We start from the raw sequence: 21,675 nt of genomic DNA on the forward strand, positions 1-21,675 counted from the left end.
GGCAAACATGGATCTAGTATGCGAAGTGAAAAATTTACGATTAAAATATCCTGGAGAGGAATCCTTGCTTTTTAAGGATGTATCCTCTTCTTTCTATAAGGGAGAAAAAGTCTTGCTTCTTGGTCCTTCCGGCTGTGGGAAATCGACGTTTTTGCAAGTGTTAAGCGGTTTAATTCCAAAATCTATTGAAGTGCCGATGAAAGCAGAAAAAATCTTGACCCCGTCATCTTGGGGATATGTGTTTCAAGATCCTGACACGCAATTTTGCATGCCGTATGTAGATGAAGAAATGGCTTTTGTTTTGGAAAATTTGCAAGTGCAAAGAGAACAAATGCATGAAAAAATGCGAGTTTACCTGGAAATGGTCGGCCTTCATTTTGATGATCTTCATATCAGTATTCAATCATTATCAGGCGGCATGAAGCAACGGCTGGCGATCGCCACTGTTTTAGCATTGCATCCAGACGTGTTATTTTTGGACGAGCCGACTGCAATGCTGGATCCGGAAGGGACAAAAGCGGTATGGGACACGATGAAACAAGCAGCTCAAGATAAAACAGTTATCATCGTTGAACATAAAATTGATCATGTTCTTGACTTTGTCGACCGCATACTTTTATTTAATCAAAAAGGACAAATCGTCGCAGACGGTCCGAAAGAACAAATTTTTTCTCGGTATCGGAAAGAAATTCGCGAAGACGGCATTTGGTATCCCGGTGTATGGGAGGATTATCTTCGTGATAAGCAGGGGTATTACAAAAAAACCCCTTTAAAAGAACAGGTCGTGATTGAGCTTGAGCAATTTAAAGGATATCGAAAGAAGGAAGTCAAAATCGATGTACCATATGGAAAGGTTCATGCAGGTGAATGGATTGCGATAGTGGGGAAAAACGGCGCCGGAAAGAGCACTTTGTTACATTCATTGATGCAGTTTATACAAACGACCGGCACTTATTTGCTGTTAGAAAAAGAAGCAAAGAAAATAAAAAAGCTTTCCAACATGCTGTCGTTCGTTTTTCAAAATCCGGAATTTCAATTTGTCACCAATTCAGTTTACGATGAAATTGCTTATTCGTTGAGGATTGAACGGATGAAAGAAGAAGAAATTCGAACAAAAGTAGAAGAAATGCTCGAATTATTTCATTTACAGAAGCACCGCCATCAACACCCTTATCAGCTTTCAATGGGACAAAAAAGAAGATTGAGTGTTGCCGCTTTAATCATTAAAAAACAGCCGATCATGCTTTTAGATGAACCGACTTTTGGGCAAGACTCATCAAATACGTTTCAGCTCTTGGAGCTTTTAGAACATTATCGCAAACAAGGGTCTACCATTTTGATGGTGACACATGATGAACAAATAGCAAAGCATATGGCGACAAGAGTTTGGCGGATCGAAGGCGGGAAGCTCGTAGAGGATGAAATTCATTCTTGTGAGGATGAGCAGATGTATGTTCAGATATAGGGGGATCTACAATGGATTTTGACATAAAAGAAACATGGCTGCATAAAATCAACCCGAGCTTAAAGCTATTGTTTCTGATCGTTTTATTTATTAGTGTTCTGTTTATTCACAACATTAATTTTTTAATCAACTACACAGTTGCCGCCTTTCTTTTATTTGCTTTTTTTACCGGTCATCCGATGAAGCGCATACTTTTATTGCTGATTCCATTCGTGCTTATTTTTGTGTCGACTGCTACCTCCATGATCTTTTTTGGAAAAGGTGAGACAACATGGTGGAAATGGGGGCTGATCCATATTACAGAAGAAAGCTTTTATCGCGGTCTTCATTTAGGATTTCGTGCCCTTATCTTCGCTCTGCTTGGGTTAATGTTTTCGTTAACGACAAGACCGGTTTTTTTATTTTATTCGTTAATGCAGCAATTAAAGTTGAAGCCTAAATATGCTTACAGCTTTATGGCAGGCATTCGTTTAATCCCTATTATGATCGAAGAGTTTCAAACAATACGGCAAGCGATGATTGTAAGAGGTGTTGAACAAAGAAAAGGCTTAGCGAATTTTTTTCATAAATTGAAAGCATACTCGATTCCGCTGCTATCGCAAAGCATTCGCAGAGCGCACAGAATTGCTGTAGCGATGGAGGCGAAAAGATTTTCGAATGACACAAAAAGAACGTTTTACTACGAAATCGGGTTTTCCAAATACGATCTTTGCTTTGTCCTTTATTTTATAATCGCTATTTTGTTAAGCTACTATGCAGCTAAGATGCTTCCGTTTTTCCCGGTTACAGATGTAAGGTATATTGAATAAATGGCAGCCGGCTGCAAAATGCTTTTTCATAATCGCTGCATGGTAGATTTAAATGATTGAATAGTCCCGAAAGCATCCAAGTAAAGTGATTGTCCCAACTTACGAAACGATGGACAGTGTCAAACAATTTTTTCTGAAAAGGAACAAGAAGTAAACCATTTTGAAGCAAAAAGTGAATGAGTTTGTTTGATTAAAAAGAGCCTCTAGGGGAAACACCTAGAGGTATTTTTTTTGAAAAATCATGTTAACATTTTTTCCGTACTTGTTGTATGAAGGAAAGAGAATCGGTATTTTTGTTATATAAAATTACATAAAGTGTTAAAAAGGGGGACAATAATGAAAAAAATTTTTTTATTTCTAACGGTTTTCTCTGTAATTTTCGCAAGTGGATGTGCCATGTCTTCTGCTTTAGAGGAAAAGGAATCAAGCGATGGACAGAATAGCGAACAAAATGAAACGGATGTTGTGAAAGTCGGTATTCTCCATTCATTAAGCGGCACGATGGCGATCAGTGAAGTTTCTTTAAAGGACGCAGAATTAATGGCGATTGAAGAAATTAACAACTCAGGCGGGCTTTTAGGAAAGAAAATTGAACCGGTTATTGAAGACGGCGCATCTGACTGGCCGACTTTTGCTGAGAAAGCAAAGAAATTACTGCAACAGGATAAGGTAGCGACGATTTTTGGCGGCTGGACTTCCGCAAGCAGAAAGGCCATGCTGCCGGTAGTCGAACAAAATAAAGGCTTGCTTTGGTACCCCGTTCAATATGAAGGAATGGAATCTTCTCCGAACATTTTTTATACGGGGGCGACCACCAATCAACAAATTGTGCCTGCTGTCAGCTGGCTGTTAAACAATAAAGGGAAGAAGTTTTTTTTAATTGGCTCGGATTATGTGTTTCCGCGCACGGCAAACAGTATTATTAAAGCACAATTAAAAGCTGAAGGCGGAGAGGTAGTTGTCGAAGAATATACACCTTTAGGACATACTGATTACAGCACGGTCATCAATAAAATGAAAAAAGTGAAACCTGACGTAGTCTTTAATACATTAAATGGAGACAGCAATGTCGCCTTTTTCAAACAATTGAAGGATGCCGGAATCACATCGAAGGATGTTACTGTGATGTCGGTCAGCATTGCTGAAGAAGAAATTCGAGGAATCGGCGGTGAAGTATTAGCCGGCCACTTAGCGGTATGGAATTATTTCCAGACAACGGATACACCAGAAAACAAAGCGTTTGTTGAAAAATATAAAGAAGCTTATGGTGAAGAGCGTGTAACGGATGATCCGATTGAGGCGGCTTACATAGCTGTTCATTTATGGGCAGAAGCAGTAAAAAAAGCGGGATCTTTTGAGGTTGAAAAGGTCAAGGAAGCTGCGAAGGGAATCGAGTACAAAGCTCCGGGCGGCACGGTAAAAATAGAAGGTGAGAATCAGCATCTGTGGAAAACAGTAAGAATCGGCGAAATTCAACCGGACGGCCAATTTAAAGAAATTTGGAATTCTGGTGAGCCGGTGAAGCCGGATCCGTATTTAAAAAGCTATTCTTGGGCGGAGAAATTATCTAAAAATAATGAATAATCTAAATTGATAGGAGTGAACAGCTTGTCAATTTTCATCAGTCAACTGTTTAACGGGTTGAGCCTTGGATCGATCATGTTATTGATCGCCCTTGGCTTAGCTATAACGTTTGGCTTAATGAATGTCATCAACATGGCCCACGGTGAATTAATTATGGTCGGTGCGTATGCAACCTATGTAATGCAGCTCATTTTTTCTAAATATTTGCCGGAAAGCTTGTTTAATTATTACTACTTTATTGCTATACCGATTTCATTTCTCGTTGCTTCGTTTATCGGTTATCTGCTTGAAAAAGGAATCATTCGTTTTCTATATAATCGACCAACAGACAGTCTTTTGGCCACTTGGGGAATTAGTTTGATTTTGCAGCAGATTGCCAGATCCATATTTGGCGCTCCGAATGTTGCGGTTGTTGCACCTGCTTGGATGGATGGAGGCTGGCAAATATTTGGTATTACATTGCCTTATAAAAGGTTGTTGATTTTATCTCTGTCAATCGTTTGTATCGCTTTGCTTTATTATTATTTAAACAAAACGTCTATCGGTTTGAGAATAAGAGCGGTCACGATGAATAGAAATATGGCCTCTTGTTTAGGAATTTTTACAAGAAAAATAGATTCTCTAGGCTTTGCTCTCGGAGCTGGATTAGCCGGAATCGCTGGCTGTAGCTTAACTTTATTAGGACCGATCGGCCCTACAATTGGAACGTACTATATTGTCGATGCGTTTATGGTTGTCATTTTAGGAGGAATTGGCGGATTGAAAGGGACGATTATCGGCGCATTTGGCATTGGAATGCTTAGCACTGTTGTTGAATATTCCTTCGGCGCCACGATGGCAAAAGTCATTGTATTTGCAGTGATCATTTTATTTTTGCAGTGGAAACCGTTAGGTATTTTCTCTTATCGCACAAGGGCATTGGATTAGGAGGACGGATTATGCGCAGAAAACAAATGATTTATCTGTTATTTTTCCTGATTTTACTTCTGGCCCCGTTTTATTTAACCGAATTCCGCTTAGCGTTGCTCGGAAAATTTCTTTGCTATGCGATCATTGCAGTAGGAATCTGTCTTATTTGGGGGTACACCGGGATATTAAGCTTAGGTCACGGCGTGTATTTTGGGATTGGAGCTTATTGCATGGCGATGTATTTAAAATTGGAGGCTTCAAAAGGAGCGTTGCCGGATTTTATGGAATGGAACGGAGTGCAGGAGCTCCCGTGGTTTTGGAAGCCCTTCTTTAATCCTTTCTTTTCCATAATGGCAGCAATTTTCATACCAGCTATGCTGGCAGCGGTTTTGGGCATGCTTACGTTTAAAAACCGGATCAAAGGCGTCTATTTTTCTCTTTTGTCACAGGCAGTCGTTGTTGTCGTCGTCACACTTTTAATTGCCAAACAGGATTTGACAGGCGGTACAAACGGATTAACCAATTTTAGCACCGTTTTTGGGTTTTCTTTATCCTCACCAATGGTACAAATTGTTTTATATGCTATTACCGTTTTCGCTTTGTTTGCCATTTTTATGTTATCTGTTTGGATTACCAAAAGCAGACTTGGCCATGTATTAATTGCCATTCGGGACGGCGAAAACCGCCTTCGGTTTTTAGGATTTGATCCGGCTGTTTTTAAAGTGTTTATTTACAGTTTATCGGCTTCGTTTGCCGGAATAGCTGGCGCGTTGTTTGTTTTGCAGGTCGGTCTCATTTCTCCTTCGATGATGGATATTATCCCTTCAATTGAAATGGTTTTATGGGTAGCCATCGGCGGTCGTCATTCGTTATTCGGCGCCATAATCGGAGCAATTTTAACAAACGGAGCCAAAAGCTTTTTCAGTGAAACATATCCGGATGTTTGGCTTTTCTGCTTAGGCATTCTATTCATTTTGATCGTTGTTTTTTTCCCGAAAGGAATTGCCGGGTTGTTCGAAGCTTTTCCAAAGCGTATTGCGAAATTTTTTGAAAAAGGTGTGAAAAAAGGTGAATCCGATTCTGTCGTGTCATGATATTATTGTTGATTTTGACGGCTTTAAAGCGCTTCAAGGTGTCAATTTAGATGTTCATCACGGAGAAATTCGTTTTTTAATTGGTCCGAATGGTGCGGGCAAAACGACTCTTCTTGATGTCATCTGCGGCAAAACAAAAGCAGCAGATGGAAAAGTGATGTTTCAAGGAGTAGATTTGACAAAGCGGAGAGAGCACGAAATCGTTCGGCATGGAATCGCTAGAAAATTTCAAAATCCGTCCGTTTTTACTGAATTAACCGTATTTGAAAACATGGAGTTATCGATCAAACAAAATAGAAATCTTTTTTCCGTTATGAAGGCGAAATTAACCGCGGATGAAAAAGACGAAATTACGGCAATGCTTGAGAGAACCGATCTTTTAGATCGAGCTTATGACCCAGCAGGCTTGCTGTCCCACGGCCAGAAACAATGGCTTGAAATCGGCATGCAGCTGCTGCAAAAACCGGAAGTTTTACTTCTTGATGAACCGATTGCCGGCATGACTGGGGCGGAAAGGGAAAAAACCGGCTTGTTTATTCAAGAAATAGCTGAGAAATGCGCAGTGCTGATTGTTGAACATGATATGGATTTTGTTCGGAATTTTGCTGAACAGGTAACAGTTATGCATGAAGGGAAAATTTTGTGTGAAGGTTCCATGGAGGAAGTGCAGCAAAATGAGCTTGTTGCAGAGGTTTATTTAGGAAGGGAGGCAAAGGTGTGCTAAAAATATCTAGTTTGAAAGCAGGATATGATGAAACGATGGTGTTGAATAATGTTCATCTTGAAGTTGAAAAAGGAAAGGTCGTTTCCATTCTGGGAAGAAACGGGGCGGGAAAAACAACATTGATCAAAACGATTGTTGGATTGTTAAAGCCGATGGACGGGACTATTTATTGGAATGATCAGGAAATTACACATGAGCTTCCGGAAAGGAGGGCAAAAAAAGGAATCGGATATGTTCCCCAAGGCAGGGAGATTTTCTCTTCGCTGACTGTGGAAGAAAATCTCATTTTAGGCTTTGAAGCTGTTTCGAAAAAGATAGAAAAAACGCTTGTTTTAGAGGAAATTTTCGAGCTTTTTCCTGTTTTAAAGGAAATGTTGAAGAGAAAAGGAGGAGATTTAAGCGGCGGGCAGCAGCAGCAATTGGCCATTGCGAGGGCGCTTGCCGGGCAGCCCGAGCTATTATTGCTGGACGAACCGATGGAAGGGATTCAACCATCTATAGTAGAGCAAATACAGGAGGTCATTGTAAAAATTGCGTCCAAAAAAGGAATTGGCGTCGTTTTAGTTGAGCACAGCATAGATTCAGCATTTGCCTGTTCTGATGAATACTATATTTTGGACAAAAGAACTGTTGTATCAAAGGGTGTAGTAAAAAACACAAATATTGAAGACATTCAACAATATTTAGTAGTTTAATTTAAAACTTCCTCCTCCCCCTAGAAAAATTTTTTTAAATTTTCCATGTTAAAAAATATAACATAACACTTGGTGTTTCACATAGTGTGAATTATATTTGTAATAAAAAATAACATAAAAACACCTTTTATCTTCAACCCATTGAGGGAAATGGAATGTAAGAAAATCGTGTTATTTTTGATTGTCTGTTAGAAAGGAAGGGTGTTATGAAGCTGACAGCCCGAGAGCAGGAAAAATTGATGGTCGTTGTTGCTGCAGATTTAGCGCGCAGAAGGCAGAGAAAAGGCTTGAAGCTGAACTATGCGGAAGCAGTGGCCATCATCACATATGAGATTATGGAGGGCGCAAGGGAAGGACGGACGGTTTCGGAGTTGATGCAATATGGCACAAAAATTTTAACTAGAGATGATGTGATGGAAGGCGTTCCGGAAATGATCGAAAATATCCAGGTGGAGGCAACATTTCCAGACGGAACGAAGCTTGTAACCGTCCATGATCCGATCCGGTAAAAGAGGTGAAAAAATGATTCCAGGGGAATATCGATTAAAATCAGCTCCGATTGTTTGCAATAAAGGGAAAGAGGCGATCAAGCTCAATGTTGTCAATAGAGGGGACCGTCCAGTACAAGTCGGTTCGCATTTTCATTTTTTTGAAGTAAACAGGGCGCTCGAATTTGACCGGCAGCTGGCGTTCGGCAGGCATTTAAACATTCCGTCCGGAACGGCGGTAAGGTTTGAGCCGGGCGATGCGAAAATCGTAGAGCTCGTTGAATTTTCGGGAAAAAAAGAAGTGTACGGTTTAAATAATTTGACGAACGGACCGTTGACAAAGGAGGCGGACAAATGAGTTTTCAAATGCCGCGCAAACAATATGCCGATATGTTCGGCCCGACAACTGGAGACAGCATTAGATTGGCTGATACGGAACTCTTCATTCAAATCGAAAAAGATTTTACCGTATACGGAGATGAAGTAAAATTCGGCGGTGGGAAAGTGATTCGCGACGGAATGGGACAGCATCCATTTGCCGAAAGGAAAGACGTGATGGATCTTGTTCTCACAAACGCCATTATTATTGATTATACAGGTATTTATAAAGCGGATATCGGCATAAAGGATGGGAAAATTGCCGCGATCGGAAAGGCGGGAAATCCATTATTAATGGATGGCGTCACAATGGTAATCGGAGCTTCAACCGAAATCGTTGCGGCAGAAGGAATGATTGTTACGGCAGGCGGAATCGATACCCATATTCATTTTATATGCCCTCAGCAAATTGAAACAGCTTTGACATCTGGAATTACAACAATGATAGGAGGAGGAACGGGGCCTGCAACAGGGACAAATGCAACGACTTGTACACCGGGTGAATGGAATATTTATAGAATGCTGGAGTCAGTTGAACATTTTCCTATGAATTTCGGCTTTTTAGGGAAAGGAAATTCATCCGGAAAAAAAGCGTTAGAGGAGCAAATCAAAGCAGGTGCAGTTGGTTTAAAACTGCATGAGGACTGGGGTTCAACACCGGCGGCGATCGATCAGTGTTTATCCGTAGCTGACGAGTATGATGTGCAAGTTGCCATCCATACAGATACGTTAAATGAAGCCGGTTTTGTAGAAGACACCATTGCAGCGATTAAAGACCGGGTCATTCATACATACCATACGGAAGGCGCAGGCGGGGGACACGCCCCGGACATTATGAAAATGGCCAGCCTGCCAAACGTTTTGCCTTCTTCGACAAATCCGACAAGACCGTTTACAGTCAACACGCTCGAGGAACATTTAGATATGCTGATGGTTTGCCATCATTTGGATCCGGCTATTCCTGAAGATATCGCCTTCGCCGATTCCCGCATTCGCAAAGAAACGATTGCAGCGGAAGATATTCTTCATGACCTTGGCGTATTCAGCATGATCAGTTCCGACTCGCAAGCGATGGGAAGGGTCGGCGAAGTGATTACGCGGACATGGCAAACCGCAGATAAAATGAAAAAGCAGCGGGGCTCCTTAAAGGGAGACGGCCAAGATCATGACAATTTCAGAGTGAAAAGATATGTGGCAAAATATACGATCAATCCTGCGATTGCCCACGGAATATCTGAATATGTCGGCTCTGTAGAAGTCGGCAAATTGGCGGATTTAGTTGTTTGGAATCCGGCCTTTTTTGGGGTGAAGCCGGAAATGATCATCAAGGGCGGAATGATTGCCTATAGTTTGATGGGAGACCCAAATGCATCCATTCCAACTCCGCAGCCTGTTTATTACCGTCCGATGTTCGGATCATTTGGCAAAGCTGTCTCACAAACATCGATCACATTTTTGTCAAAAGCAGCAATAAAAGCCGGCATTCCCGAAAAGTTAAAGTTGCAAAAATTTGTGAAACCCGTCAAAGGAGTTCGTACATTGACGAAAAAGGACATGGTTTTTAATGGTGAAACTCCTTCTATCGAAGTCGATCCACAAACGTATGAGGTAAAGGTGGACGGTGAATTGATCAATTGTGAGCCGGTTGAAGTTGTTCCGATGGCGCAAAGATATTTTCTGTTTTGAGGTGAAGACGGATGATTATTAAAGAAACACTTGGAAATATTTATGCAAAAGCAGTAAAGGAAAAACATGTGGAGCGCGTCTATTTAAGAAGCGATGATCTGCTCAAAAGAATTCAACGAGTGAAAACAGACCACGGGAACGAAATAGGGATTCGTTTAAAGGAGGAAAAGAAGCTGGCAGATGGTGACATTTTATATGAAGATGAAAACAATATGATCATTATTTCTGTCCTGCCTGAAGATGTCCTTGTCATTTGTCCGGCTACGCTGAAAGAGATGGGAGAAATTGCACATCAAATCGGCAACAGACATTTGCCGGCTCAGTTTGAAGGAAATGAAATGATCGTGCAATACGATCATCTTGTAGAACAACTTGCAAACGAGCTGAACATTCCTTGCAAACGGGAGAAACGAAAAATAAAACAACCTTTTCGATATGTCGGACATCATCACCATGATTGATTGGCTGCCTTTATTGCAGATAAGCGATTCAAACTTTCCTTCCGGAGCCTTCTCCCACTCGTTCGGATTCGAAACATATATTGTTGAGCAGAAAATAAAAGATGCAAGTACATTTAAAAGTTTTTTAAAAACGTACATTGACAAGCAGCTCGTCTATACGGACGGACTGGCTTGCCGGCTTGCATATCAATTTGAAAAAGAAGGGAAACAAGAGGAGCTTTGGAAGCTGGATGAGATTCTTTACGCCAGCTCAATGGCTAAAGAAACGAAAGAAGGGAACCGAAGAATTGGCGAGCAAATGCTGAAGCTTTGTTTAAATATTTACCCTCATCCAACACTGCAACAATATGCTCAAAAAATAAAAGCGAAGAAGCTTTACGGACATGCGGCTCTCGTTTTTGCCATTGTCGGGATAAAAATAGGAGCGGATGAAAAAACAACGCTTGTAACGTATTTGTATTCCACTATTCAAACGCTTGTACAAAACGGAGTCCGCGGCATTCCGATCGGTCAAAAAGAAGGGCAGCTGCTATTAAAAGATTTGCAGGAGGATGTGAGGAGAGCTGTTTTAAAAATTGGCAAACTATCGATCGACGATTTAGGTGCGCAATTACCTGGCCTTGAAATTGCACAAATGAGGCATGAGCAATTGCATGTAAGACTTTTTATGTCTTAACAGACTGTTTTCAGAGTTTCATTATTTTTACAAACTCTCTGCATGCTTGGCTGAAGCGAAAAGGCTGGAAAGCGTAAGAAGCGATCTGCTTCTTTTCAAAAAAAACTGCAAAGCTTGATCAAAAGATAAGGGGGGAAAGATTTGGGGCTAATCCCGAATCAGTCAAAATGGAACCTATACGAATCGGAATTGGAGGGCCAGTAGGAGCCGGCAAAACGCTGCTAGTGGAAAAATTGACTCGCTATTTGTCAAAGGAATTCAGTGTTGCTGTTGTCACTAATGATATTTATACAAAAGAGGATGCCTTATTTTTAATAAAAAACAGCGTTCTTCCGGAGGATCGGATTATCGGCGTCGAAACAGGCGGCTGTCCCCATACGGCCATTCGTGAGGATGCATCGATGAATTTTGCGGCAATTGATGAGTTAAAAGAAAGACACGAGGATTTAGATATGATTTTTGTTGAAAGCGGCGGAGATAACTTAGCGGCAACCTTCAGCCCGGAATTAGTCGATTTCTCCATTTATATCATTGATGTTGCCCAAGGGGAAAAAATCCCAAGAAAAGGGGGACAAGGGATGATTAAGTCTGATTTGTTTATCATCAATAAAATCGACCTCGCTCCTTATGTCGGTGCAAGTCTTGAAATCATGGAACAAGATACGAAAATGATGCGGGGGGAGCGACCGTTCTTTTTTACTAATTTAAAGGAAGAAATTGGTTTAGATAATGTGATCAATTGGATTAAACGAAATGCGCTGCTGGCAGGGTTGTAGAAATGGAAGGAATTTTGCAGATTCGCGCGGAGCAAAAAGGGGAGCGGACCGTAATTACGGATCACTTTTTTCAGGGAGCTTTGAAAATGACAAAGCCGGTCTATACGGAATCGTCGATACCGATCGTTTATGTGATTCATGTCGGCGGCGGATGTGTAGACGGGGATGAATACGCACAAGAAATTTCCTTAGGTGAAAAGGCAAGGCTTGCGGTGACGTCACAATCTTCAACGAAAATTTATAAAACACCGAAAAAACCTGTCAAGCAGAAATTCTTGTTTACATTGCAAAAAGACAGCGTGCTGGAATGTTTGTCAGATCCGTTGATCGTTTATGAACAGGCTCGCTTTGAGCAGGAAACCATCGTCCATATGGAAAAGGGTGCAGCCTTTTTGTACAAAGAAATTATTACGCCGGGCTGGTCTGAAACCGGGCAGCCGTTCTGTTTCGATGCAATTCGGCTAAAATTAAAAGTTTATAAGGAAAATCGATTGATTTTGTTCGATCATTTTTATCAACAAGGGGATCGGGGAATTGATCAATTATTGAATATGGAAGGCTATACACATTACGGTTCGTTCCTCGTTATTTCTGACGAAGTGGATGATAAATTAATGGAAAAGATTTCATGCCATTTGCAGGGAGGACCGTTTGATGGACGGATCGGCATTTCAAGATTTTTGCCATCTGCCTTTATGATTAGAATTTTAGGAAACCATACCGATCACATTGAGGGGCTGTTTTTGGAAGTTCACCGATTGGCGAGAGCTTATCTATTAAAAGAACCTCCAATCCTATTACGAAAATATTAAAGAGATAAATAGAAGAGGTGAAAAATGTGTCAGTCAATTTTTTATCCGTGCTTTTTTTCGGATTGATTCTCGGGATGAAACATGCAACTGAACCGGATCATGTGATTGCTGTGTCCACAATTGCCAGCAGGACAAAAACTTTAAAGAAATCCAGTTTAACAGGAGTATATTGGGGAATTGGACACACCGCTACCCTTTTGTTGATCGGGATGATCGTGATCGGATTAAAAACAGCTATTCCGGAGAAGGTTTCATTGACATTGGAATTATTCGTCGGGATTATGTTAGTGATTTTAGGAATTTTAAGTCTTCGCGATGGCAGGCACAAACTGGCGCGAAACGATGAAACGGAATTTACAAATATTAAATCATTGATCATCGGTTTTATTCACGGTTTGGCAGGAAGCGCGGCAATGGTGCTGTTAACGATGACAACTGTTGAAAGCTATTTTCAAGCGTTTTTATACATCTGCATTTTCGGAGTCGGGACGATCATCGGCATGTTTTGTTTTACAACCATTCTCGGCCTGCCGTTTATTCTCGGAAGCAAAGTGAAAAAATATGTTCCGTTCATTTGCTCGCTTGCCGGAGCAATTAGTATATTATACGGCATCTTTTATATTTATGAAATCGGCTTTAAAGACGGATTGTTTATATAAATCGATTAATTGCTTAAAACCTCGTTTGGATCACTCCATCCAAATGGGGTTTTTTCATGTGTATTGGGATTATTTACAAAATTATTAAAGTATTATTAAAACACCTATTATTTTTACGCCGCACAGCGGTGGAGTGATGGCGCTTCAAGTATTTAATGAGACTGAAAAGTTTTTGATTGGTGCCTATACGAGTGAACCGGATGTAACTGATGCCGGGAACTCCCTTACGATCGGCATACCGCCGCGTTATGACGGCTACGTGGAACCTTTTACAGATTATGCTATGAAACGGTTTGGCAAAAAATTAGCCGCTCTTCCGCCGTCTACACAATATGGGAAAGACTGGGCAAAAACTTTGCTTCCACAATGGGAAAAGAAGGGCGGAAAGGTTGTATATCATTCATCCATTGATTTTTCAAAGGAAACCGACTTTTTCACCATTGTCACAAATGCTCTTAAAGAAAAAACGGATGTTCTATTTATAGGCGGAGCTTCAGAACCTACCGCAAAAGTGGCAAAGCAAGCTAGAGAGCTAGGATTTAAAGGCGGATTCATTATCATGGATCAGGCAAAACTGGATTTTATGGAAAAAATAACAGGTTCCTATGACGTATTAGAAGGTTCTGTTGGAGTGCTGCCGCTCGTAAAATCTAATGATCCGGGAGCGCCGGCATTTGCCGAAAACTATCGAGCAAAGTTTAAAGATGAACCTAGCTCTGAATCAGGGCTCAACTATATCGCTACGTATATTTTCGTTGAAGCGATGAAAGCGGCAAAAACTGTTGACGATGCGGAAGCTATTCGCAAACATATGCAAGATGGACTGGATAATCTGCCAAAAGACAAACGCGTATACGAGATTCCATCAATCGGTGATGACGGAAGATTGGAAGTGAAACGAAAAATCGCGGTAGTAGAGGATGGTCAAATTGTTTTAAAAGTAGTAGATTAATAGGTTTTCCGATAGGATTGAGCAATGATTGAAAATTTAAGAGGCTTCCTGAATGGGGAGCCTCTAAATACATGTTCCAATGCACTGTTAATGAATATTCGGATATCGGGCATGAAAAAGAGAATTGCTGTAAAGTTTCCAGTTATATATTTATAGATCAGGGTTCCATGTGCACTATTATCATTCGCTTATCTTTTCCAGTAATTGGTCATACAGCTTTTGCGTTTCGTCCCTGTCTTTTTGATTCAAAATGATATAATCATCATCTTTTTCGATATATACATACGGTGCACGCCCTTTGTAAACAAACAATTTTCCTCCTCCACCGTATGGCTCTTTTAGCCGAAAAGATCCTTTCAAACGATCAAAAGCCGCAAAGCCATTACTTTTGGCAACGACCTCGGGAAGTTCATCCAACAGCTTCACACGGTCAATCTCATCAATCGGCCATTCCACCCCATATAAACCCGTTACCTTCAACTGTCGGTCATTTATGATCACATCATGCTCCTTAAGTCCCAAATAGCCTAAAACGATAACGAATGTGATCACAATAGCCGCAACAATTCCGGTAATCCAATAATATTTTTTCCGTTTATGCTTTAGTTCATATTTTTGTACATAGATCGAACCGCCGAGCAGTACGATGAGAAACAGCAGCATGCCTATTTCAAATCCATATGGGATTTGAAAAAGTGCTAAAATGACCGAAATGAACAAAATGATGAACGTATAAAACAGCAATCTACCAATTGCCTGCGGATAACCATTTTCAATTAATTGCTGCTGTTCTTCTTCTGGTCTGTTGTAGAAGCCCGATATTAAGCTGTAATCTTGCTTCTTTACGACTAAATACGTCAGGCCCCCGTGTATGATAAGTGTGAACCCCATAGTGATTAAAAAAACGATCGTATCTGTTGACACAATGGTTCCCCCTTACGCTTTACAAAACATTTTGATTATTTCTACGGTTTTATCTTACAAATGTTTCACTCGCATAAATACCTAATGGAACTAAACCAATCTGAAGAAAGAAGAAAACACTTTTGATGGAAAAATCAGATTTTTCAATGATCCTCTCTTCCCTTCAACAGAAATTTTTGGAATAATAATTATAATGTAACGTATGGAGAGGAGCAAGCGTATGGTGATTGCACTTGAAAATGTTTCGCTCATTCGCAACAAAAAATATATTTTGGAGAATATAAATTGGAATGTTGATGAAGGCGAGCATTGGTGTATTTTAGGAAGAAATGGAGCGGGGAAAACAGCATTGCTCAATTTGTTAAACGGCTATTTGTTTCCTTCAAAAGGAACGGTTTCCGTCATTGGATTTACTTTTGGAAAGGCAGATTTTCGCGAGGTTCGAAAAAAAATCGGCCTTGTCAGCTCATCGCTCCAAGAAAAAATTTACGGACATGATCTTGTTGAAGAAGTTATTTTGAGCGGAAAATTCGCGTCAATCGGCTTATATGAAACACCGGATGAACACGATTTAGAAGAGATGGGGTCATTGATGACGCTATTCGGGGTGGAAAAACTAAGCGGGCGTACATATGACAGCCTTTCCCAAGGTGAAAAGCAAAAAGTGCTGATTTTGCGGGCGCTTATGCCTCAGCCGAAGCTCCTTATTTTAGATGAGCCGTGCAATGGTCTTGATATATTGGCGAGAGAAGAACTTTTAGGGCTGATTGAAACAATTGCCAAAAGGCCAAATGCGCCAACGATCCTGTACGTGACGCATCATGTTGAAGAAATTTTGCCTTGCTTCACCAATTCCCTGTTATTAAAGGAAGGAAAGGTTTTTGCTGAGGGAAGAACAGAAGAGCTGCTTTCAAGTGAACGATTGTCAGATTTTTTTGAAGCAGGCATCGTGGTGGAAAATTTTCATGGCCGATATTATGCGAAGCTTTTGCAAAACAATCATAATAGATTGTCATAGGGAGAGTGGGGCTGTCTAATAAGTCGATTTTCCGGCTTATAGACGCCCCTTTAATGGTTTAGAAATGTTGATATATCAATGTTTATGATGTTTCGTTTTCAATGGATTTTGACTTTCTAAGACACCCTTTTTCGGATTTCAGTGGAAAACTGCTTTTTCTTTTTTGAGCATTCTTTTGATCGAGCGGTCTGCTTCTCTTAAAACAATTTCCTTGTCGAGTGTTTTTATTTTTTTGTTTTCCATTACAATCTCCCCATTTATAATGGTTGTTTCTACATTATCCCTTGAAGCAGAATAAACGATCCGCGAAATCGGATCAGCTTCAAAGGAAGGGAAAGTATGAAAATGATGTAAATTTAGAATCACTAAATCTGCTTTTTTGCCGATTTCAATACTGCCAATCTCTTTTTCCAATCCGACCGCTTTTGCCCCGCCGATGGTCGCCATTTTAAATACCTCTTTTGCTTTCATTGCGGAAGGGCCGTGCTTCGGCTTTTGGATGAGGGCTGCAAGCTTCATTTCCTGAAACATATTTAAATTATTGTTGCAAGGCGCTCCGTCTGCGCCTAAGCTTAACGAAACTCCCATTTCCATCAGCCCGGGAATATCCGCAATTCCTGAAGCTAATTTTAGATTAGACCCGGGGCAATGGCTAACATTTACTCCTCTGTCTTTAATGATTTTCTTTTCTTTTTCATCCAGCCAGATGCAGTGCGCCAAAATCAATCGTTTATTGGCAAGTCCAAGATAGTCAAGATATTCGATATTTCGCATCCCTGTCTGCTGTTCAACCAGCATGATTTCTTCCTGATTTTCCGCTGCATGAGTATGAACTTTTACTTGATATATTTCAGAAAGCCGTTGAACTTCTTTTAACAGTTCTTCTGTACATGAAAGGACAAATCGGGGAGAAAAGGCATATTGAATTCTTCCGTTTGCAAACATATGCCATTTTTCAAGCAAATCAACGCTTTCTTGGAGAGAATCAGCTGTTTTTTCGCGAAGCTCCATTGGCACATCGTCGCCACGATCCATCATCACCTTGCCTGATAAAGCTCTGATTCCGCTTCCTGCAATCGCTTGAAACGCTGCTTCTGTATGGTGAACGGTTTCCATATCGACAATCGTTGTGGTCCCGCTTTCAATCAATTCTCCAATGCCGAGCAATGCGGAATAATAGATCGATTCCTCATCATGTGCTGCTTCCAATGGCCAAATTCGTTTTTTCAGCCAATCTAACAATTCTAAGTCATCCGCCCGTGAGCGGAAAAGTGTCTGACATAGGTGAACATGGGTTTGAATGAAGCCCGGAATGACGGTCCGATTTTCTGCATTGATGATTTGATCGGCGTCACATGCAAGATTTTTCCCTATGTTGCTTATGATGCCATTTTCGATGAAAATATCTCCCGTGAAAATTTCATCCGCATGATTCATCGTAATAATTTGTGCGTTTTTTATCAACAGGCTCTTCATATTCCTTTCTCCTTGCTATAAGTATTGAAATTCATTCTAAGAATGTATGCAGATAAATTCAATAAAAGTGTAAGAATTTATGACAAAAATAAAAAAATGTGGAAAAAAACTTAACAAAGAAATAATCAAACATTTTGAAAAATTGTAAAATCATTTTTAAGAAAAGAGGTGGTTTTTTGAAAGACAAAAGCCTTTTGACAGAACAGAGGCAATCATTAAAAAAAGATATTGCGAGAATTTACAACGAAGTAAATAAAGAAATTTTTCAAACAGGTGTGATTCAACTGCGAGTTGAAGTAACGGATGAAAAAATTTTAATTTTCGGGTTGCATAAACGGGATCCTGCTTTGCAAATTCTTGAAAAAGTAGATGGAGCTTTGACAATGTGGGCAGATTCGTTATTAATTGATGAATTTAAAAAGCGATTTAAATATAAAATGGAAACAATTGTCGGACTAAACGTTTTTTCGGTTTTAAAAGATTATGATCCTTCCACTGGCTCAGCATGCATGACAATTATTCTTAAAAAAAATGAGTTAGCTTGAAGGACGTTTTCCGTCCTTTAGGCTATCCATAGATCATTCGGTATTGTTTTGATCCTGTTTACGGGATGGAAACAAGCCGTAGGAAAGAAAAAACTTATTGTTTTTCTTTTCCTGCGGCTTTTCTTTTTTCACAAAAGTAATCATTTGTTCGGAGGGGAAACGGCATGGAATTTCGCTACCAGGGAGAAGCATTTGAACAGAAATTTTTTGCAAGATTAACGAGTAAGGAAATTGCTGAATTGCCAAAGCAAAATGCTTTAATCATTTTGCCGGTTGGTGCAGTTGAACAACATGGGCCTCATTTACCGGTATTTACTGATTCTTTAATAGCGGAGGGGATTTTGCATTCAGCTTGCAAACATTTAAAAGAAGAAGATAATATTTGGATTTTGCCTCCAATTGCGTACAGCAAAAGCATCGAACATCTCGGATATGCAGGAACCATCTCATTATCTGGGAGCACTTTAGAGGCAATGATCAAGGATATTGCCGCAAGTCTGAAAAAAAGTGGATTTAGAAAATTCGTCTTATTTAATTCACATGGAGGAAACCATGATTTACTCAATTCCGTTGCCCGCGATATCCGCATTGAAACAGGTTTGATGACTTTCCGGTTGAACAGCTATGACTTCAATGTCTCAGAGGATCTCATTGAGGAAAAAGAGGCTGCATACGGAATCCACGGGGGAGAAATCGAAACATCCTTCATTCTTTCCTTCAAAACCGATTGGGTGAAAAAAGAGCTTTGTCCCGATGAGTTCATCCAGTTTCCGGAAAGCGCAAAGCATCTTCAATTAAAAGGCAGCCATTATGTTGCTTGGAGGATGGAGGATATTTCGAAATCCGGGGTTTTAGGAAATGCAAAAAAAGCTTCAAAAGAAACGGGCGAAATCATCGCCAACCGTTTGGGTGAAAAGTTGGCGGTTGTTTTGCGGGAAATGGCGGAATTCGAAATGGATGATCTCATCAACATTTCTACCGAAAAGCAGTACAGTCCTTTGACATAGAAAGGATGATCAATTGTTTCAAACATAAAGAAAACTTTGGAGGTGTGGAAGCATGGGTTGGAAAAAAGAAATACAGCAGCTTTTAGGGAAGGAAAAAGTTCTGTTCGATGCAGCTTCAAGAGGAAAATTTTCTAAAGATTATTATTGGTATTCACCCATTCTCACACAAAAGCTAAAGGATAAACTGGCCGATTGCATCGCCTTTCCGGAGTCAGAAGAGGAATTAGTTTCGTTAATATCATTCGCCGTAAAAAGAAAAATTCCGATTACGGTCAGAGGTGCTGGAACAGGAAATTATGGTCAGGCCGTACCTCTTCAAGGCGGTATTGTGATCGACATGACGAGGTTTCATCAAGTACTTGAAATCGGCGAAAACACTGTAACGGTACAGGCGGGAATAAGAATCGGCAAGCTTGAACGGATATTAGAGCGAAGCGGAAAAGAGCTGCGAATTATGCCGAGCACATATATTCAAGCAACGATTGGCGGTTTTGTGGCGGGAGGATCGGGAGGAATCGGCTCCATTACATGGGGCAATCTGTGGGACGGCAATGTGCACAGCGCTTCGGTTTACACAATTGAGGAAAAGCCGAGAAAAATTGTTGTTTCAGGCGATAAACTCGAGCAATATATTCACAATTACGGAACTTTAGGTGTCATGACAGAGCTGCAATTGCCGATCGAGGAGAAAACAGAATGGATGCAAGCAATGGTTTTTCATGACCATTTAGATGAAGCGATAAATTTCGCCCATCAATTTTCGGGCATAGAAACTATGAAAAAAAGGCTCTTATCAGTATGTGAAGGAGCTTTGACAAAGCATTTCGCTCCTTTAAAACAATATATTTTGCCTGAAAAAACGTTAACGATGATTGAGGTCGATGAAAAAGCAAAAAGTGAATTTGTCGAACTCGTTGCCGAACATAAAGGAATATTGGCACATACCATTCCTGCCAAGCAGTATCGAAAAGGGGTCCGCCTTTCGGATTTTACTTGGAACCACTCCACGCTGTGGGCCTGCAAAAATGAAGACAATATTACTTACTTGCAAGTTGAGTTTGATATTCAACACCTTTATCATCAAGTCCATTTGTTAAAAAAGGAATTTGGCGGAGAAGTCCTTCTTCATTTTGAATTTATAAAAAGAAACGGAGCAATTATTCCAACGGCCTTGCCGGTCGTTCGCTTTACAAGCGAGAAACGGCTGTATGAAATCATACAATTTTTCCTGAATATAGGAGCTAAAGTGCATGATCCGCATACTTATTTGTTGGGATTCGGCGGTTGGAGTTTACGAATGGATGAAATCATAAAAATCAAGCAAAAAAATGATCCGTTTCATTTGCTGAATCCAGGAAAAATAGCGGACGTCACCTCTTATGCACAAGTGTAACGATGGGAAAATGAATTGAAACGGCTGAAATATACCGAAAAAAGTTCTTATTATCGGCACTAGGTTCTTGGCATGAAGCAGAAATGTAACTAGAAAAATATCAAAAATAGTAGGAGGATTCGTATGCAGGCAAAAGGGAAGGGATATACAAAAATCTTCATTTTATTTCTACTCGTTCTTTTAGCTGGATGCGGCAGCCAATCAGCTTCAACTAATAACGAAGAAGTCAAAGAGGACTCAGAAAAATTGGAAAAAGTGAAGCAAGTCACGAACTGGTTTGCCGAACCGGAACATGGAGGCAACTATGCAGCTTTGATGAAAGGCTTTTATAAAGAAGCAGGCATTGATATGACAATAGAGCCAGGCGGGCCGCAAGTTTCCCCCATTCAAATAGTGGCATCTGGGGAAGCCGATTTTGGAATCACTCAAGCTGACGATATTTTATTAGCTCGCGATAAAGGAATACCCATTGTGGCGATCGGAGCCATTTTTCAAGTGAATCCGCAGGCGTTGTTGTACCATGCTGATCAAAATATTAAAGATTTTTCCGATTTGAATGGGCGAACGGTGTACACGGCACCTGGAACAGGGTACTGGGCATATATAAAAAAGGCTTATCAGCTCGACAATGCGAAAGAAATGGCATATAGCGGACAGTTGACCCCATTTATAGAGAATAAAGAGTCAGTTACCCAATGCTACATTACGGCGGAGCCTTTCGCTTTAAAGCAGCAAGGAATCGAAACGAAATATTTACTGATTCACGATTCCGGCTACCAGCCTTATGGCAATGTAATATTTACAACCGAAAAAATGGTCAAAGAAAAACCTGAACTCGTCAAACGGTTTATGGAAGCGACAACGAAAGGGTGGGAGTATTATAAAGATCATTCGGATGAAGTAAATCCATTTATACATGAATATAATCCTGATTTATCAATGGAGGCGCTCGAATATGGGGCTGAACAGCAGCTGAACTTAATTTTCGGGCACGATGCGAAAGACCACGGCTTCGGCTATATGTCTCAAGAACGGTGGAACACCTTGCAAAATCAACTCTATGAACTAGGTTTAATTAAAAAGAAAGAAGATATCGCCAATGCCTACACAAACGAGTTTTTGGCGAAAAATTAAAAATGCGCCT

22 protein-coding genes and 1 pseudogene are annotated in these 21,675 nt (G+C 40.4%); 21 read left to right on the forward strand and 2 right to left on the reverse strand.

Annotated elements, in window-relative coordinates; all coding sequences use genetic code 11:
- Positions 1–7 precede the first annotated feature (7 nt).
- From NSQ71_RS07370 to NSQ71_RS07445, 16 genes and pseudogenes are all read left to right on the forward strand, one after another.
- A complete protein-coding gene (locus tag NSQ71_RS07370) occupies positions 8–1,465 on the forward strand; it encodes an ABC transporter ATP-binding protein (protein ID WP_339211313.1) in 1,458 nt (485 codons plus the stop codon).
- 11 nt (positions 1,466–1,476) lie between these two features.
- The gene (locus tag NSQ71_RS07375) at positions 1,477–2,274 is read left to right on the forward strand and encodes an energy-coupling factor transporter transmembrane component T family protein (protein ID WP_094245563.1); all 798 of its coding nucleotides are present in this window, start codon (positions 1,477–1,479) and stop codon (positions 2,272–2,274) included.
- A 336-nt stretch (positions 2,275–2,610) separates the two neighbouring features.
- Positions 2,611–3,858: an urea ABC transporter substrate-binding protein gene (gene urtA / locus NSQ71_RS07380; protein ID WP_117016831.1), complete on the forward strand. Its 1,248-nt coding sequence runs from the start codon at positions 2,611–2,613 to the stop codon at positions 3,856–3,858.
- Positions 3,859–3,882: 24 nt separating this feature from the next.
- Positions 3,883–4,785 (forward strand): urea ABC transporter permease subunit UrtB, encoded by a 903-nt coding sequence (gene urtB, locus NSQ71_RS07385; RefSeq protein ID WP_340733531.1) that lies wholly within the window; start codon positions 3,883–3,885, stop codon positions 4,783–4,785.
- Between the two features lie 11 nt (positions 4,786–4,796).
- On the forward strand, positions 4,797–5,861 hold the full coding sequence (gene urtC, locus NSQ71_RS07390) for an urea ABC transporter permease subunit UrtC (RefSeq protein ID WP_063386858.1): 1,065 nt from the start codon (positions 4,797–4,799) through the stop codon (positions 5,859–5,861).
- Positions 5,836–6,585, forward strand: coding sequence for an urea ABC transporter ATP-binding protein UrtD (urtD, locus tag NSQ71_RS07395; RefSeq protein WP_063386859.1), 750 nt, complete (start codon positions 5,836–5,838; stop codon positions 6,583–6,585). Before urtC ends, urtD begins: the two co-directional genes overlap by 26 nt.
- Positions 6,579–7,280, forward strand: a complete 702-nt coding sequence (gene urtE, locus NSQ71_RS07400; RefSeq protein WP_094245567.1) for an urea ABC transporter ATP-binding subunit UrtE — start codon at positions 6,579–6,581, stop codon at positions 7,278–7,280. Before urtD ends, urtE begins: the two co-directional genes overlap by 7 nt.
- A 206-nt stretch (positions 7,281–7,486) precedes the next feature.
- Positions 7,487–7,789, forward strand: a complete 303-nt coding sequence (locus NSQ71_RS07405) for an urease subunit gamma (RefSeq protein WP_063386861.1) — start codon at positions 7,487–7,489, stop codon at positions 7,787–7,789.
- A gap of 13 nt (positions 7,790–7,802) precedes the next feature.
- The gene (locus NSQ71_RS07410) at positions 7,803–8,126 is read left to right on the forward strand and encodes an urease subunit beta (protein WP_063386862.1); all 324 of its coding nucleotides are present in this window, start codon (positions 7,803–7,805) and stop codon (positions 8,124–8,126) included.
- Complete coding sequence (gene ureC, locus NSQ71_RS07415) at positions 8,123–9,832, forward strand: urease subunit alpha (RefSeq protein WP_063386863.1); 1,710 nt, start codon at positions 8,123–8,125, stop codon at positions 9,830–9,832. The genes NSQ71_RS07410 and ureC overlap by 4 nt, the downstream gene beginning before the upstream one ends.
- 11 nt (positions 9,833–9,843) lie before the next feature.
- Positions 9,844–10,293, forward strand: a complete 450-nt coding sequence (gene ureE / locus NSQ71_RS07420) for an urease accessory protein UreE (RefSeq protein WP_063386864.1) — start codon at positions 9,844–9,846, stop codon at positions 10,291–10,293.
- A complete protein-coding gene (locus NSQ71_RS07425) occupies positions 10,286–10,969 on the forward strand; it encodes an urease accessory protein UreF (RefSeq protein WP_340733535.1) in 684 nt (227 codons plus the stop codon). The genes ureE and NSQ71_RS07425 overlap by 8 nt, the downstream gene beginning before the upstream one ends.
- 167 nt (positions 10,970–11,136) lie before the next feature.
- Entirely contained in the window at positions 11,137–11,745 is a 609-nt protein-coding gene (gene ureG, locus NSQ71_RS07430; protein WP_063386865.1) for an urease accessory protein UreG, read from the forward strand.
- 2 nt (positions 11,746–11,747) lie between these two features.
- Positions 11,748–12,557: an urease accessory protein UreD gene (locus NSQ71_RS07435; RefSeq protein ID WP_339211317.1), complete on the forward strand. Its 810-nt coding sequence runs from the start codon at positions 11,748–11,750 to the stop codon at positions 12,555–12,557.
- 26 nt (positions 12,558–12,583) lie between these two features.
- The gene (locus NSQ71_RS07440; protein WP_327859255.1) at positions 12,584–13,216 is read left to right on the forward strand and encodes a HoxN/HupN/NixA family nickel/cobalt transporter; all 633 of its coding nucleotides are present in this window, start codon (positions 12,584–12,586) and stop codon (positions 13,214–13,216) included.
- A gap of 100 nt (positions 13,217–13,316) precedes the next feature.
- A pseudogene (locus NSQ71_RS07445) lies at positions 13,317–14,168 on the forward strand (ABC transporter substrate-binding protein); the annotation flags it as partial.
- A 180-nt stretch (positions 14,169–14,348) separates the two neighbouring features.
- Here NSQ71_RS07445 and NSQ71_RS07450 read toward each other — a convergent pair.
- Positions 14,349–15,092, reverse strand: a complete 744-nt coding sequence (locus NSQ71_RS07450) for a DUF3784 domain-containing protein (RefSeq protein WP_242009367.1) — start codon at positions 15,090–15,092, stop codon at positions 14,349–14,351.
- Positions 15,093–15,312: 220 nt separating this feature from the next.
- On the opposite strand from NSQ71_RS07450, the gene NSQ71_RS07455 reads away from it, so the two are divergent.
- On the forward strand, positions 15,313–16,110 hold the full coding sequence (locus tag NSQ71_RS07455) for an ABC transporter ATP-binding protein (RefSeq protein WP_144598553.1): 798 nt from the start codon (positions 15,313–15,315) through the stop codon (positions 16,108–16,110).
- A 138-nt stretch (positions 16,111–16,248) separates the two neighbouring features.
- Here NSQ71_RS07455 and NSQ71_RS07460 read toward each other — a convergent pair whose 3' ends face one another.
- A complete protein-coding gene (locus NSQ71_RS07460; RefSeq protein ID WP_066248674.1) occupies positions 16,249–17,586 on the reverse strand; it encodes a 5'-deoxyadenosine deaminase in 1,338 nt (445 codons plus the stop codon).
- Positions 17,587–17,762: 176 nt separating this feature from the next.
- On the opposite strand from NSQ71_RS07460, the gene NSQ71_RS07465 reads away from it, so the two are divergent.
- The 4 genes from NSQ71_RS07465 to NSQ71_RS07480 all read left to right on the forward strand — a co-directional run bounded on the left by NSQ71_RS07465 (position 17,763) and on the right by NSQ71_RS07480 (position 21,665).
- Positions 17,763–18,131: a Na-translocating system protein MpsC family protein gene (locus NSQ71_RS07465; protein ID WP_063386888.1), complete on the forward strand. Its 369-nt coding sequence runs from the start codon at positions 17,763–17,765 to the stop codon at positions 18,129–18,131.
- A gap of 164 nt (positions 18,132–18,295) precedes the next feature.
- Complete coding sequence (locus tag NSQ71_RS07470; protein ID WP_130158033.1) at positions 18,296–19,138, forward strand: creatininase family protein; 843 nt, start codon at positions 18,296–18,298, stop codon at positions 19,136–19,138.
- A gap of 52 nt (positions 19,139–19,190) precedes the next feature.
- Positions 19,191–20,531, forward strand: a complete 1,341-nt coding sequence (locus NSQ71_RS07475) for an FAD-binding oxidoreductase (RefSeq protein ID WP_340733540.1) — start codon at positions 19,191–19,193, stop codon at positions 20,529–20,531.
- Between the two features lie 123 nt (positions 20,532–20,654).
- The gene (locus NSQ71_RS07480; protein ID WP_063386891.1) at positions 20,655–21,665 is read left to right on the forward strand and encodes an ABC transporter substrate-binding protein; all 1,011 of its coding nucleotides are present in this window, start codon (positions 20,655–20,657) and stop codon (positions 21,663–21,665) included.
- Positions 21,666–21,675: the final 10 nt, after the last annotated feature.

The sequence above is a fragment of the Aeribacillus sp. FSL M8-0235 genome, from assembly GCF_038000355.1.
Taxonomy (GTDB): Bacteria; Bacillota; Bacilli; order Bacillales; family Aeribacillaceae; genus Aeribacillus; species Aeribacillus composti.